This is a genomic window from Clostridium sulfidigenes, from assembly GCF_052067195.1.
In the GTDB taxonomy this organism is placed as follows: Bacteria; Bacillota; Clostridia; order Clostridiales; family Clostridiaceae; genus Clostridium_J; species Clostridium_J sulfidigenes.
Genome location: NZ_JBQHQR010000012.1, coordinates 16,245 through 31,475 on the forward strand (window position 1 = coordinate 16,245; position 15,231 = coordinate 31,475).

Annotated in this window: 11 protein-coding genes; all 11 read right to left on the reverse strand. The window is 30.6% G+C overall.

Annotation, left to right across the window (positions count from 1 at the left end; genetic code table 11):
• Nucleotides 1-31: 31 nt before the first annotated feature.
• The 11 genes from yabN to glmU all read right to left on the reverse strand — a co-directional run bounded on the left by yabN (nucleotide 32) and on the right by glmU (nucleotide 15,170).
• A complete protein-coding gene (yabN, locus tag ACTNBA_RS13565; protein WP_441074725.1) occupies nucleotides 32-1,495 on the reverse strand; it encodes a bifunctional methyltransferase/pyrophosphohydrolase YabN in 1,464 nt (487 codons plus the stop codon).
• 17 nt (nucleotides 1,496-1,512) lie between these two features.
• Nucleotides 1,513-3,048 carry a putative polysaccharide biosynthesis protein gene (locus ACTNBA_RS13570; protein ID WP_441074727.1) on the reverse strand — a complete coding sequence of 512 codons (1,536 nt, stop codon included), beginning with the start codon at nucleotides 3,046-3,048 and terminating at the stop codon, nucleotides 1,513-1,515.
• A 217-nt stretch (nucleotides 3,049-3,265) separates the two neighbouring features.
• The gene (spoVT, locus tag ACTNBA_RS13575; protein WP_035132504.1) at nucleotides 3,266-3,814 is read right to left on the reverse strand and encodes a stage V sporulation protein T; all 549 of its coding nucleotides are present in this window, start codon (nucleotides 3,812-3,814) and stop codon (nucleotides 3,266-3,268) included.
• A 148-nt stretch (nucleotides 3,815-3,962) separates the two neighbouring features.
• Nucleotides 3,963-4,964 (reverse strand): peptidylprolyl isomerase, encoded by a 1,002-nt coding sequence (locus tag ACTNBA_RS13580; protein ID WP_441074728.1) that lies wholly within the window; start codon nucleotides 4,962-4,964, stop codon nucleotides 3,963-3,965.
• Nucleotides 4,965-5,050: 86 nt separating this feature from the next.
• The gene (gene mfd / locus ACTNBA_RS13585) at nucleotides 5,051-8,566 is read right to left on the reverse strand and encodes a transcription-repair coupling factor (protein WP_441074730.1); all 3,516 of its coding nucleotides are present in this window, start codon (nucleotides 8,564-8,566) and stop codon (nucleotides 5,051-5,053) included.
• A 23-nt stretch (nucleotides 8,567-8,589) separates the two neighbouring features.
• A complete protein-coding gene (gene pth, locus ACTNBA_RS13590) occupies nucleotides 8,590-9,159 on the reverse strand; it encodes an aminoacyl-tRNA hydrolase (RefSeq protein WP_441074732.1) in 570 nt (189 codons plus the stop codon).
• A 127-nt stretch (nucleotides 9,160-9,286) separates the two neighbouring features.
• Nucleotides 9,287-10,414: a S1C family serine protease gene (locus ACTNBA_RS13595; RefSeq protein WP_441074734.1), complete on the reverse strand. Its 1,128-nt coding sequence runs from the start codon at nucleotides 10,412-10,414 to the stop codon at nucleotides 9,287-9,289.
• Nucleotides 10,415-10,447: 33 nt separating this feature from the next.
• Nucleotides 10,448-11,869: a HAMP domain-containing sensor histidine kinase gene (locus tag ACTNBA_RS13600; RefSeq protein WP_441074829.1), complete on the reverse strand. Its 1,422-nt coding sequence runs from the start codon at nucleotides 11,867-11,869 to the stop codon at nucleotides 10,448-10,450.
• 3 nt (nucleotides 11,870-11,872) lie between these two features.
• A complete protein-coding gene (locus ACTNBA_RS13605; protein ID WP_346870894.1) occupies nucleotides 11,873-12,559 on the reverse strand; it encodes a response regulator in 687 nt (228 codons plus the stop codon).
• Between the two features lie 259 nt (nucleotides 12,560-12,818).
• Complete coding sequence (locus ACTNBA_RS13610; protein WP_035132514.1) at nucleotides 12,819-13,778, reverse strand: ribose-phosphate diphosphokinase; 960 nt, start codon at nucleotides 13,776-13,778, stop codon at nucleotides 12,819-12,821.
• A 21-nt stretch (nucleotides 13,779-13,799) separates the two neighbouring features.
• Nucleotides 13,800-15,170 (reverse strand): bifunctional UDP-N-acetylglucosamine diphosphorylase/glucosamine-1-phosphate N-acetyltransferase GlmU, encoded by a 1,371-nt coding sequence (gene glmU / locus ACTNBA_RS13615; protein ID WP_441074736.1) that lies wholly within the window; start codon nucleotides 15,168-15,170, stop codon nucleotides 13,800-13,802.
• Between the last annotated feature and the right edge of the window lie 61 nt (nucleotides 15,171-15,231).

Here is a 15,231-nt window from a genome sequence, read left to right on the forward strand (position 1 = left end):
TACCTAGAATCCTTCTTTTTCTTGAAAAAATTTATCTTTTTGTTGATAAATTATACTTTTTAGATTCACTCCAAAGGGTTTCCATTTCTTCTAATGTCATTTCCTTCATGTCAATACCCTTTTTAATGCCAGATTCCTCAATAAATTGGAAGCGTTTTATAAATTTATCTATAGTATAATTTACTGCAAATTCTGGGTCAATGTCAAGAAGTCTTGCAATATTTACTGTGGCAAAGATTAAATCTCCTACCTCTTCCTGTATTTTTGACACATCTGAATTTTTATATACATCTTTTATCTCTTGTAATTCTTCTATAACTTTCTCCATAGCTGGTTCTACGTCATCCCAGTCAAACCCTACCTTACCAGCCTTTTTTTGAACCTTTTCTGCTCTAATAAGTCCGGGCATACAACGTGGAACATGTTTTAATTCATCGGTATAGCTAGTAAATTTCTTTTCTTTAACTTTAATTTCATCCCAGTTCTCCAATATTTCATCTGTATCTTTAACTCTTACATCTGAAAATATATGTGGATGCCTACTTATCATTTTTTCAGTTATAGCTTCTACTACATCATTTATGTTGAAATAACCCTCCTCCTTACCAATTTGAGCGTGGAATATTACTTGAAAAAGTACATCTCCTAACTCCTCAATAAGTTTATTATCGTCCATTTCGTCTATAGCTTCAATAACTTCATAACATTCCTCAATTAAACCTCTTTTTAAAGATTCATGAGTTTGTTCTAAGTCCCACATACATCCATTTTCACTCCTAAGAGTAGACATCACATTAATTAAATCCTTAAAATCTTTAGGACCTTTAAGATCTTTAGGAATATATATGGAAGTTAAATAATCAATATCCTCTTGTCTATCTAAATCATATAGTTTAATTTTTCTTATACTTTCTTCTCCTTGTATGCCTGCTGCTCTTACAAAGTATATATCACTATCATCACTATAATATTCACATAGAGCTAACTTCACTTCAGAAGCAATAAATTTGTTATACACCTGGGTTATTATTACTCCTAATCTCTTATCCATAACCTGTTCCCTTATATCAAAGGCATCTATTATTTTTACCCCTTCTATTGGATCAATCCTTAAGCTCTCTATAACTGCATCTACAAAGCTTACTGATGGCATTAATCTAGCTTCTATTCCATTCTCCTTGCAGAGTTCTAATAATATAGTTACAGATTTTTCTGCAACTAAGGGATGACCTGGAACTGCATATACTAAGTCTCCTTCTTGCTGATAAATTTTTATAAGATCCTCTGCAATTGCCTTGTATATATGGTCAAAATTATTATATTCTTCATAAAAATTATCATAGGTATTAAACTTTACACCCATAGATTCTAAGTATTTAACATTAGGATGTTTTTCTGTTCTAAAGTATATATTTTTATTACTTTTCAAAATTTCTAGTACACCTATGGTTAAAGCATCTTTAGAACCAGGTCCTAAACCAACCACTGTAATCATTTGAATCTACTCCTCTTTTAGTTTTTAATGAGCTTTCCCTTTATATCTTCAATGGTAAATATTTTAAATACAATCGATAGTATTCCAAATATTACCACACCAAGGAAAATAGCTATTAAGCAAGATATTCCATTACTCTGTGTATAATTATAGACATTATTATATATAAAAACAACAGATATTATCATAATTAATGACACAAATAAAGGTTTTATAACTACTTCATATAGGTTTATCTTTACTTTGAGCAGTTTTTTAACCTCTTTCAAGTTTAAAATGCTAGTTACTGCATATCCAACTATACTTCCAATTATTGCACCATATATATTAAATCTAGAGTTACTTACTAAAACATAGGTAATGATTACCTTAAATAGACACCCTATAGCAAGATAATATACCGGTTTCATATATCTACCACAACTTTGTAAAAGCGATGTAGTAGTCTGTGTTATTATAATTAATGGTATTGATAAAGATAATAGTTTAAGTATTTCATGCCCTGCTACATCCCCCATAAACACTAATCCCATAATAGGTTTTGAAAGATAAAATAACCCTAATGCACTTGGAATACCTATAACAAAAGATAACTTAAATACCATGTTTACCCTTCTGTATAATTCATTTTGATTATGCATAGAATATACCTCTGATATTATAGGTACTAAAGCTGAACATAGAGCAATAGAAAGTGCCAGTGGGATATTTTGAAGAGTCATAGCCTTACCTGTAAATTGACCATATAATATGGCACTTTCTTGAATAGTATAACCTGCTAACAAGAGTCTTTGAGGTACTATTATAGAATCAATTAAAGCCATAATCGTTCCAACTGCAGCTCCTACAGATATAGGAAATGCTGCTTGTACTAAGTTTGATAGTATTTTATTACTCCTTTTCACTTTTAATTTATAAGACTTTGATCTAACAAATAAATATTTTATTACCAAGTAAATGCTTCCCAGCAATCCTCCAGCTACCGTTCCAAATGCAGCTCCTGCTGCTGCATATTCAATTCCTTTAGGAAGTAATAAATATGCACATATAACGCCAAAAACCACCCTACCTATCTGTTCTATAATTTGAGATATTGCAGTATTATTCATATTCTGAAGTCCCTGGAAATATCCTTTAAATGTACACATAATACATACAAATATAGGTGCTGAGGATATAATCATAAAGGATTGATATGACTTATTATCCCACCTTAAGATATTTATAATATTATCTCCAAAGTACAACATTAAAAATGATATTATTATCCCAAGTGGAATCATTATTTTAAGAGTATCCTTAAGTACCTGTTTAACAGCATTGGTATCGTTGCGCGCATTATACTCTGATATTAATTTTGACATAGCAATAGGTACTCCCGATGCTATTGCTACAAAAGTCATATATATAGGGTACGACATCTGATAATATCCCATCCCTTGGTCACCAATTAATCCTTGTATTGGTATTCTAAAAAACAAACCTAAAAATCGTGCAAAAATAGTAGCTATTCCTAAAATCATAGTTCCTTTTAAAAGCGATTGTTTTTTCATACTTCCTCCTAAAATACTTTGTATAGTTAATAAGTATTTTGATGAGAAACATTTTATTACTTAATGCATATAATATATACCTAATATCAATTAACTTTAACTTATCTAACAATAAAAAAATTGCCATAAGATGTGATTAATATCAATCCTATGGCAATAATTACATATTATACTCTTTATTTAATTTTATCGTATAGATATTTATGCTTTTTAACATTTACTGTTCCATTTGTTTTCCTAAGAATGAAGCTGCTGTTTCCGCAAGCTTTAACTCTAGTTCTCCGAACTTTACATTTTCTTTTGAAACTATAATTACTGTACCTACAGTATCTCCCTCTGCAATTATTGGTGCTACAACTTGTGTTGTATATTCATCTGCTGTCTCTCCATCACATATAGGTATTAGTCCCTGAGAGTTTTTATCTAGAAGAGTAGCCTTACGCATTTCCATAATTTTATCTACTTCATTACTAATCTTTTTATCTAAATAATCTTTCTTTGTCCCACCACTTACAGATATGATTGAGTCTTTATCACAGATTATCACTATATTACCAATAGTTTGATGTAGCGCTTCACTATATTCCTTAGAAAACTCACTCAATTCTTCTATTGGTGAATATTTTTTTAATATAACTCCCCCTTCTCTATCTGTAAATATTTCCAGCGGATCTCCTTCTCTAATTCTTAATGTCCTTCTAATTTCTTTTGGTATTACAACACGACCTAAGTCATCTATTCTTCTTACTATTCCTGTAGCTTTCATTAAATATCCTCCTTATTTATGTAAATAGTATTAATGCTATTATTATCCTTCTTAACGCAAATTTTATACATCCTAGAAATTTTTTCATTAATAAAAAATAAAAAAAAGATTAATGCCAAATATGACATCAATCTCTTTTTACCAATTATTAACTTAGTTTATCTTCATATAATTTTATTTTAGCTTCTTCTTGCCAAGCAGTTACTTTTTCTACCCACACATTATATTTATTTTGTTCTAATAGAACATCCTTAATCGCTCCTTTAACATCTTCTAAAGGCTTAACAGGATACTCTTCTTTATCTAAGCACTTTATAACATGAAATCCAAATTGAGTTGATATAGGAGCCTTAGTATATTCCCCTTTCTTAAGACTTATAGCTGCCATTAAGAAAGTTTTATCATACTGATTGCTAGTATATTCAATCCAATCTAAGTCTCCACCTTTGTCCTTTGTAGCATCTGTACCTTTTTCAGTAGCAAGCTTAGCAAAATCTTCACCTTTATCTAATCTTGCAATTATGTCTTTAGCTTCGTCTTCTGTCTTAACTAGTATGTGTGCTGGCCTAACTTTATTAGGACTTTCAGTATATGAATTTGGATTACTATCATAGTAAGTCTTTATTTCATCATCTGTAACAGTAACATCTTTAACTACCTCTTCATATACAGCATTAGATATTACTGCAGGTTTTAATTCTTCTAAGAAGCTCTCTTCTGTAACTCCAGCTGTTTTAAGAGCACTTTTATACTCTTCATCAGTTTTAAAGGATTTCTTTATCTCATCAAGTTTCTCTTTAGCCTTAGTCTGAACTTCTTCATCAGAAGGCACTACTCCAAGCTTTTCACCATTATTTTTTATGACAATATCATTAACCATAGTATCTAGTATACTCAATCTTTGCTTCTTTATATATTCCATAGCCTCTGAATTTTCTTTATAATTTTCTCCGTATTGAGCCTTTACTTGCTCATAAACCGTACTTAACCTACTGTCCACTTCTCCTAAGGTTATCTTTTCTTTATAAACCTTAGCAACTACTGTCTTATTAATACCTGCCTCTGTTTTTTCTATCATTCCACACCCCACTGCTGAAAGCATTAGTGTAGAAGCCATTAGACCAGCTAAAATCTTCTTTAATTTTATCAATTTATTATCCTCCATTCGGTTTTTTTTAGTTATTATTGCTATTCAATTTTACCATAAAAATACTATTAAATAAATAGTAGCTAAATCTATTTACTCATTGTTGATAAATCCTTAATAATATTTATAAGTATATCTAATAGCTCCTTTTTATTAATATCCTTACTCTTATACACTAGAACTGGAACATCTCCCATTTTAAATGTGATTTGTCTCTTATAATTGTCTAGTATATATTTTACCATTTCAGAAGTTAAGTATGACTTGTCTTTAAAGGTTATCTGTACTTGAATTCCAGTATCCTTTATCTCTAAAACCCCAATTTCTCTAGCAATTGCCTTTAAATACGCTATATTCATTAAATTATAAACACTTTCTGGAATATTAGAGTATCTATCTTCAATCTCCTCAATAACCTCTAACATATGCTCATAGGATTCAATAGATGCAATCTTTTTATATACTTGAATTTTTTGAGTTTCATCCTGTATATAGTTACTAGGAATATATGCATCAATTTTCATATCTACTGTAGTTTCAATAGGTTCCTTATCTACTTCACCTTTTACAATACTTACTGCATCTTCAAGCATTCTGCAATATAAGTCATATCCAACAGCAGACATATGACCACATTGAGCTGCTCCCATTATATTCCCTGCACCTCTTATTTCTAAATCTCTCATAGCTATCTTTAATCCTGAGCCTAATTCTGTAAAGTCTTTTATTGCCTTTAATCTTTTTTCTGCAACCTCTGTTAAAACCTTATCCTTAGTATAAGTAAAGTAAGCATATGCTATTCTATTGGTTCTCCCTACTCTTCCCCTTAATTGATATAGTTGAGATAATCCCATCTTATCCGCATTTGCTATTATCATAGTATTTGCATTCTGAATGTCTATACCAGTCTCTACTATAGTTGTACTTAAAAGTATATCGTATTTTTTATCTACAAAATCTATAATTACCTTTTCCAATTCTCTTTCGGTCATCTGACCATGACCTATAGCAACTCTAGCTTCTGGGACCAACTTTTGCAAATATGTTGCCATATCACTTATAGTTTCAACCCTATTATATACAAAAAATACTTGTCCTCCCCTATTCATTTCCCTAATTATTGCATCTCTTATAAGTTGATCATTAAATTCTACAACGTAAGTTTGAATAGGATATCTTTCTTCAGGAGGAGTTTCTATTATACTTATATCCCTTACTCCTGTTAAAGACATGTGTAGGGTTCTAGGAATAGGAGTAGCACTTAAAGTTAATACATCTATGTTTTTCTTTATTTCCTTAATCTTCTCCTTGTGACTAACCCCAAATCTTTGCTCTTCGTCTACAATTAATAAACCTAGATCCTTAAATACCACACTCTTTTGAAGCAACTTATGAGTACCTACTATAATATCTAAATTTCCTTCTCTTAGAGCATTTAAAGTTTCTTTAACTTGAGACGCAGTTCTAAATCTGCTAATCATTCCTATTTTAATAGGAAAATCTGAAAACCTTTTTAACATATTTTTATAGTGTTGCTCTGCTAGTATTGTAGTGGGTACTAATATAGCTACCTGTTTTCCATCCATAACACACTTAAAGGCAGCTCTAAGCGCAACCTCTGTTTTCCCATATCCAACATCTCCACAAAGAAGCCTATCCATAGGTTTATCGCTTTCCATATCTTTTTTAATATCTTCAATTGCAGTTAACTGATCCGGGGTTTCCTCATATGGAAATTCTCCTTCAAACTGACTTTGCCAAGGGGTGTCCTTGGCATATTTATGCCCTTTTAAAGTATTTCTGATAGCATAAAGCTTAACCAAATCTTCAGCAATATCTTCAACAGATTTTTTTACTTTACTTCTAGCCTTTGCCCATTCACTTCCACCTAATTTATTTATTTTGGGTGATTTGCCTTCACTGCCAATATATTTTTGTACTAAATCTAATTGCTCTACAGGGACATATAAAGTATCTCCTGAATTATATTCTAAAACCAAATAATCTTTTTTATTTCCCTGTACATCTAATTGATTGATACCCTTATATACACCAACTCCATGGTTCACATGTACCACATAATCACCAAGCTTTAAATCAGTAAAGCTTTTTATTTTTCCTGCACCTTTTTTAGTAGTTCTTCTTGTGGCTTTCCTCTTAGATTGACCGAAAACTTCGGAGTCTGATATAACACATATCTTTAAATCAGGATACTCAAATCCTTTAATAGAACTTCCAAAGGTCACCACTACTTCCCCTTGCTGAATGCTAGAAACTAGGTCTTTATAAGTAGCTTCTATCCCTCTATCTCTTAAAGTGTCAATTAATCTTTCTCCCCTTGTTCTTGTACCAGACAAAATTAAAGTTCTATATCCTTTTTTCTTTTTCTCTATTATATCTTCAATAAGCATGTCTAACTGTCCATGATAATCATGGATTGTAATCTGAGAAAATGCTATTAAATTTCTTGGTTTTAATGCATTAGAAGCAGTTCCTAAACTCTGTAAAGTTATAGTTTTACTCACTTCTAAAATTTCTCCAATCATTTCTTTAGGTATTAGTAGTTCTCCTTGTTTCGGTAAAATATTACCTCTACTTAGAAAATTTTCATAATTCTCTTCAAATTCAAAGTATACACTATCCAACTTACCCATAGCCCTATTTACATCATCCACTACAACTAAACTATCCTTAAAGTAGTCTAAAAATGTAGTTTTATTTTTATAAAAATAAGGAATATAGCTATCAATAGTTTCAAAGGTCCAAGTTTCCTCTAGACTCTCCAAATTTGTCTTAACCGTAGAATTTATTCTTTCTAAAGCATCCTTATCTTTAGATTTGTTAAATCTTGATATAGCTCCATCTAATTCCTTTCTAATTTCTTCTTTTGCAAGATTTATAACCCCTTCTGTAAGAATTATCTCTTTAGCTGGAAATATTTCTACTTTATCTACTTTATCTATACTTCTTTGATTGTCTTTATTAAAAGTTCTTATGGAATCAACTTCATCATCAAAAAGCTCAATCCTAAATGGCATGCTACTAATAGGAGGATAAACATCTATAATCCCCCCTCTAACTGAAAATTGACCTATGTTTTCTACAACACTACACCTTTCGTAACCACATTGCACAAGTTTTTCACTCAACTCTCTTATGTCTATCGTACTTTCTAAAGAAATTTCAAATGAAAATTTCTTGAATAGCTCTACAGGAGCATAGGATGCTGCTAAAGCCTCGATAGAAGTTACAACAATACATTTCCCCTCATGAAGAATCTTGTTTAATACTTTCAGCCTCTCCCATCTCAAGTCCCCTGATACAGCTTCTACATTGTAAAAAGTTATCTCCCTCGTAGGAAAATAATATACATCATTACAATAAAAGCTAAGATCTTCATATATGTTTTTAGCTTCCATGTCATTATGAGTTAGCACTAGCATACTTTTTTCTATATCTTCATAAACACCATATAGCAAGTAGCTCTTACCAGATTCCGAAAGACCATGTATGCCTAATGGAAACTTTTCCTCATTTATATATCTCTTTATATCTCTATATTCACTACTTAACTTTAAAGGTGTCATTACTCCTTTTAGTCTCAAAATATCACCTCTTAAACTATTTACTACTTTCCTACATTAAAAGAATTAAATTTATTCATAGCTTGATTAATTCCTTCATTTATGATCACTGATACTGCATCCACTGCTGCCTCAAAAGATTTTTCAATAATCTCTCTATCTTCATTAGAGAATCTTCCTGTAACAAACTCAACTAAGTCATAGGTTGGCTCTCCAATTCCAACTTTAATCCTCGAAAAACTATCAGTACCTAAATGAGAAATTATATTCTTAATACCATTGTGACCGCCTGCACTTCCTTTTCCCTTTATTCTAAGTCTTCCAACTTCTAGACTAATATCATCGTATATAACTATAATATTTTCTACTGGTATTTTATAAAAGTCTATTATACTTCTAACGCTTTCTCCACTTAAATTCATATAAGTTTGAGGTTTTAAAAATATAACCTTTTCATTGGCTATACTACTCTCACCGTATACTCCTTTAAATTTTGTCCTATTTATACTAAAGTTATACTTTTTTTCACACATATCAACTACATCAAACCCTACATTATGTCTTGTTTTATCATACCTATCTCCCGGATTTCCTAATCCCACAACTAAATACATAATTACCTCCAATATATTCTATAACATAATATCTCTTAACATAAAAATAATCTTCTTTGACTATTATACTAGAAGTTTTACCTAAAATAAAATAAAAGTAGCATCCCTAAATGCTACTTTTTATATATTACTCTGAAATCTTTATTTTAAAGTCAACATAATCACCATTTTTGAATACTTTATATTTTATTATCTCTCCACTTTTAAATTTACTCATTATAGAATTTATGTCACTGACAGTATTAACTTTCATACCATTCACTTCAACAATTATATCTGTTGGTCTAATTCCAGCTTCATAAGCTAAACCATTTCTTGTAACTTCCTTTGCATATACTCCATCAATACCATTTTCACTTTGGGAAATAGCCTCTTCGCCATAAACTCCCATATGGTTAATAAGAGAATCTTGCTTATCTAAAATTCCATAGGTAATAGGCTCTAGATCCTCTGCGGAAATATAAAAACTATTTTTTAAAAATTCATTGTGATATGTCATAGTAGTATTATTTACTCCTATAAGTTCTCCATCCAAGTTACATAAAGCTGCTCCAGTATTGATAAACTTAGGAATAACTGAAGTCTTTATCATTCTTAAAGACTCAGCTACTTTAGTTTCTCTATTTTTAAATACTATATTTTCTCTAGTATTTAACACCGTACTTACCTCTATATTTTCATTAAAAGATTTACCTAGAGGATTTCCTACACTAATAACTCTATCACCCTTTTCAATCTTAGTAGAATTTTTAGCTATAGTCATAGGTTGTAATGCATCTCCATTTATTTTAATCATAGCAATATCATAAATACTATCAAATCCTATTATAGATGCATTATATACAATGTCATTGTGTAACTTCACTTTAACACTGGTTGCATCCTCAATACCTAAATAGCTAGTTATAACATATTGTCCATTTTCTATGACAACGCCTACTCCTACATTAGTTTCTTTTATACACTTATCATCTGCAATAACCTTAATAACTGAAACAACAGATTGGGCTGCTTTGTGAGCAGCTGATTGAAGCTTTGAATTAGTGGTATTAACTTCTGCGTCTTTATTATTACCTTGAACATAATAATTTTCGTTTTCAGTATTTACCACTAAAGCTGTAACAGCCCCACCTAAGGAGGCTACAAATAAGCAAAATATAGTAATTGCAACAATTTTACCTTTACGTCTTTTCTTAATTTTGTTAAAGGTTATTTTTGCTTTAACATCCTTATAATCATCATTAAAATTGCTCATAATAGCCTCCTTCCTCTTAGCTCCTTAAGATTATTACATACTCTTCTTTGCTAATTGTAAAGTAAATATAAATTCAACTCCATTTTCTTTATTACACGCCCATATTTCTTCATCATGTAAGCTAACAATCTTTTTAACTATAGAGAGCCCTAATCCTGTACTCACTTTTTGTGTTCTTGATTTATCAACTTTATAGAATCTTTCCCAGATATGTTTAATATCTTCTTCATCTATATTAGATCCCTCATTAAAAATTGATATATTAGCCTTCTTACCTTTTTTTCTACAGGATATTTGTATCAATCCATCTTCTTTTCCATATTTAATAGCATTATCTAAAAGATTAGTTATAACTTGTGTTATTTTATCTCCATCTGTAAGTACCCAGAGTTCACTTCCTTCAAAAAATACCTGTACATCCAAATTTTTATTTCTTATTCTATTTTCATTTCTCAATATGCATATTCTCACTATTTCATTAATGTCCACAGGTACCTTCTCCAGCTTATAAGTACCCGATTCCACTGCTGATAAATCAAGTAAATCATTTATGAGTCTTGTTAATCTTTGTATTTCTTCATAGGCTATATTTAGATAATACTTATGCTTTTCATCAGGAACTACTCCATCTAAAATTCCACCTATAAATCCTTTTATAGATGTCATTGGAGATCTTAACTCATGAGAAACATTTGAAATAAACTCTTTTCTATTTTGTTCTACCTTTTGTAGCGAGTCTGCCATAACATTAAATGCATTTGCAAACTCCTCCATTTCATCATCAGAATGAATTTCAACTCTTTTATCTACATCTCCTTGAGCTATTTTTCTTGCAACCCCACTCATTTCTGATAGTGGATTAACTATCATCTTTTGAGAAAAATAATAAATTACGATACAAGAAGCAATTACAGCGAAAACTGCAGATAACCAAATAATTTGATAAACATTAGAAAGTGATTTATCTAAAATATCTGTTGATACACTAAATAAAGTGGCTCCCATAGATTGCCCTTTAGCATCTTTTACAACTTTCATCATAACGTATACTTTCTCATCCATATAAACTCCATACTCATTAAAAGCATCTATATAATCACTATTATTTATATTTTCCAAATCATCATGAAAAATCTGTTTCCCTATGAGTGGAGTATATTTAATGTTAGTAACTGAATAAACATATCCATTACTATCTACGAGAACTATATCATCATTTATATATGTTGATATAAACTTTATATTTGTAGTTAAATCTTCATATGATGATGCCCCAGTTAAATATTTTGTTGCAATACCTTCAATTATATCTGCCTGTCTAGTAAGATCACTTTGTCTCGTCTTTATAAAATAATCTTGAAACCAAAAGGAAAGAAATGCAGCTAAAATAGTAAAACTTACTGTAATTATAATGGTGTAAGTAACAACCATTTTAGAAAATAAGCTATTTTTCACCATCTATTTCACCTCAAATTTATATCCAACTCCCCAAACAGTTTCTAACTGCCAGTTATCTCCTCCTGATACTTTTTCTCTTAATCTCTTAACATGAACATCTACAGTTCTTGAATCTCCTGGATAATCATATCCCCACACTTCACAAAGCAGTTGTTCTCTTGTAAATACTCTATTTTTATTACTTGCTAAGAAGTGTAATAATTCAAACTCTTTAGGTGGCATTTTAATTTCCTGTCCCATGTATGTTACATTATATGAATTTATATCTATAACTAAATTATCAAAGGTTAACGTTTCTTTACTATCACCCTCTGCAGTATATCTTCTTAGAACAGCCTTAACTCTAGCCATAAGTTCCTTAGGTTCAAAAGGTTTTACTATATAATCATCTGCTCCAAGCTCAAGTCCTAAAACTTTATCAAAAGTTTCTCCTTTTGCAGTTATCATTATAACTGGTGTTTCATTATCCCTTCTTATCCACTTTAGCACATCTATGCCATCCAGGTATGGTAACATAACATCTAAAAGCACTAAATCAGGTTTATAACTAGTAAATGCTTCTTGAGCCTCTCTTCCATCATTGGCCACCTTAACATGGTATCCTGAATTCTCCAAATACATCTTTATTACTTCACATATATTTTTATCATCATCAACAACTAATATCTTTCCTAAATTACCTTCCATTGATATCCCTCCTAAATACTTAAGATATTTTATTTAATTTACGAATATAATTTCTACATAATATCTTTTATAATATTATATAACAATAACTTTAAGTCCAAGTATTTTCTCATTAAAATTAATATTTTTAACAAAATATTTATAAAGTTATGGTTAAAACATTCCTTTTTATACTAAAAATAGGGGAAGAAAAACTTCCTCCCCTAAATAAAACCGAATTACTGTCCAAACTTATTATGAATACATATAATGTTTAATATTATTCATCAAAAAGCTTGCTTACAGAAACTTCTTCATATATTCTTCTAATAGCTTCTGCAAACAACGGAGCTATAGATAATATTTTTATCTTATCAAGCATTTTTTCTTGTGGTAAATGAATACTATCAAGCATAACTAACTCTTTTATCACTGATGCTTCTAGCCTTTCTATGGCTGGACCAGAAAGTACAGCATGTGAACAACAAGCATATACTTCAGTAGCACCCATTTTAACTAAAGCATTAGCACCATTACAAATAGTTCCAGCTGTGTCTATCATATCATCTATTAGTATAACCTTTTTACCTTTTACTTCACCGATTATATTCATAACTTCAGCTACATTAGCCTTTGGTCTTCTCTTATCTATAATAGCTATTGGAGCATTTAATTTATCAGCAAACTTTCTTGCTCTTGTAACACTACCAAGATCTGGTGAAACTACAACTACATCATCACAATCTTTAAATCCTTTTTCTATAAAGTAATCACTTAGTATTGGTGAACCCACTAAATTATCAACTGGAATATTGAAATATCCTTGTATTTGAGCTGCATGTAAGTCCATAGTTAAAACTCTATCTGCTCCTGCTGCTGTAATTAAATCAGCAACTAATTTTGCTGTAATTGGATCTCTTGCCTTTGCCTTTCTGTCTTGACGTGCATATCCATAGTAAGGAATAACCGCCGTTATTCTTCCTGCTGATGCTCTCTTAAGTGCATCAATCATAATTAAAAGTTCCATTAAATTATTGTTTACTGGGGCACTAGTTGGCTGTATAACAAATACATCCAGTCCTCTAACAGTTTCTCCAATATTTACTGCAATCTCACCATCACTAAAAGTAGTAACTTGACTTTCTCCAACAGAAAGCCCTAAGCGGTTTGCAATATCAGCAGCTAATTCTGGATATGAGTTTCCTGCAAAGATTTTAATGTTTCTTCCATGGCTTATCATTTATGTAGTCCTCCTAAAATTTTATTTATTTTTATTTTTATCATATACCCAGTTCTCTTTATTTATTTGCCTAGCTCTTGCTATAGCTAAAGAGCCCTCTGGTATTTTCTCGGTTATTGTTGATCCAGCTGCAATATAAGTATTACTTTCTACCTCAACTGGTGATACTAAATTAGTATTACATCCTATAAATACATTGTTTCCAATTGTAGTTTTGTATTTTGCTTTTCCATCATAATTTACTACAACAGTTCCACACCCAAAATTACATTTTTCTCCCACTTCTGCATCTCCTATGTAAGTTAAGTGAGATACCTTAGTTCCGTCACCTATTGATGATTTTTTAATTTCAACAAAATCACCTATCCTTGCATTATCACCTATAGTTGTTTCTGGTCTTATATACGCAAAAGGTCCAACTGTAGTATTATTTCCAATCTTACTGTTTAATACTACAGAATTTTCTACAGTTACATCATCACCAATTATACTATTAGTTATTCTGTTATTTGAGTATAATACACAATTTTCACCGACTACCGTAGTTCCTTCTATAATATTCCCTGGATATACAACCGTATCTTGACCTATAATTACATCACACTCTATATAGGTGCTTCTAGGATCCATAATTATAACGCCATTATCCATATGGTTTCTATTTATTCTACTTCTCATTATATCATTAGCAACAGAAAGCTCTGCCTTTGAATTTACTGCTGTAATTTCTTCTACATCAACAGCAATAGCTCCAACTTTCTTACCTTCATTTTTTAATATTTCTATTACATCTGTTAAATAGTACTCACCTTGATTATTATTATTATTAAGTTTACCTAAAGTATTTAATAATATGTCTATATCAAAACAATACATCCCTGAGTTAATTTCATTAACTTTTACTTCTTCTTCATTACAATCCTTAAACTCTACAATTTTCTCTACTTCTCCTTGAGAATTTCTAATTATTCTTCCATACTTTAGAGGGTCACTCATTATAGATGTCAATATTGTAGCACTACATTTTTGTTCTTCATGATATTTAGTAAGTTTTGTAACTGTTTCTTCTGTTATTAGAGGCCCATCTCCAACAAATATAGCTACTGAACCTTTTTTACCTTTTAAAAATTCTTCTGCACACATTACTGCATGCCCAGTACCTAATTGTTCTTCTTGAACTGAGTAGAAAATATTTCTACTTTCAGTGCCTTTTCTAACTTTATCAGCACCTTTTCCAATAACCACACTTACTTCTTCTACCCCGGACTTTCTTATATTATCTATAACATGGTTTATCATTTCTTTTCCACAAACTTTGTGTAGAACCTTAGGAGTATTAGATTTCATTCTTTTACCTTCGCCAGCAGCAAGGATTATAGCACATTTATACAATTCATACACCTCTTCATTTAAAATGTAATTAGTCTTTCCTGATAAATTATTCTATAATAAT

Bases quoted from the DNA above. Each gene is read 5' to 3' on its own strand.
- yabN (WP_441074725.1), bottom strand. From the start codon at position 1,495: ATGATTACAGTGGTTGGTTTAGGACCTGGTTCTAAAGATGCTTTAACC.
- pth (WP_441074732.1), bottom strand. From the start codon at position 9,159: ATGTATTTAGTTGTGGGATTAGGAAATCCGGGAGATAGGTATGATAAA.
- ACTNBA_RS13595 (WP_441074734.1), bottom strand. From the start codon at position 10,414: ATGAGCAATTTTAATGATGATTATAAGGATGTTAAAGCAAAAATAACC.
- ACTNBA_RS13610 (WP_035132514.1), bottom strand. From the start codon at position 13,778: ATGATAAGCCATGGAAGAAACATTAAAATCTTTGCAGGAAACTCATAT.
- ACTNBA_RS13570 (WP_441074727.1), bottom strand. From the start codon at position 3,048: ATGAAAAAACAATCGCTTTTAAAAGGAACTATGATTTTAGGAATAGCT.
- spoVT (WP_035132504.1), bottom strand. From the start codon at position 3,814: ATGAAAGCTACAGGAATAGTAAGAAGAATAGATGACTTAGGTCGTGTT.
- ACTNBA_RS13605 (WP_346870894.1), bottom strand. From the start codon at position 12,559: ATGGAAGGTAATTTAGGAAAGATATTAGTTGTTGATGATGATAAAAAT.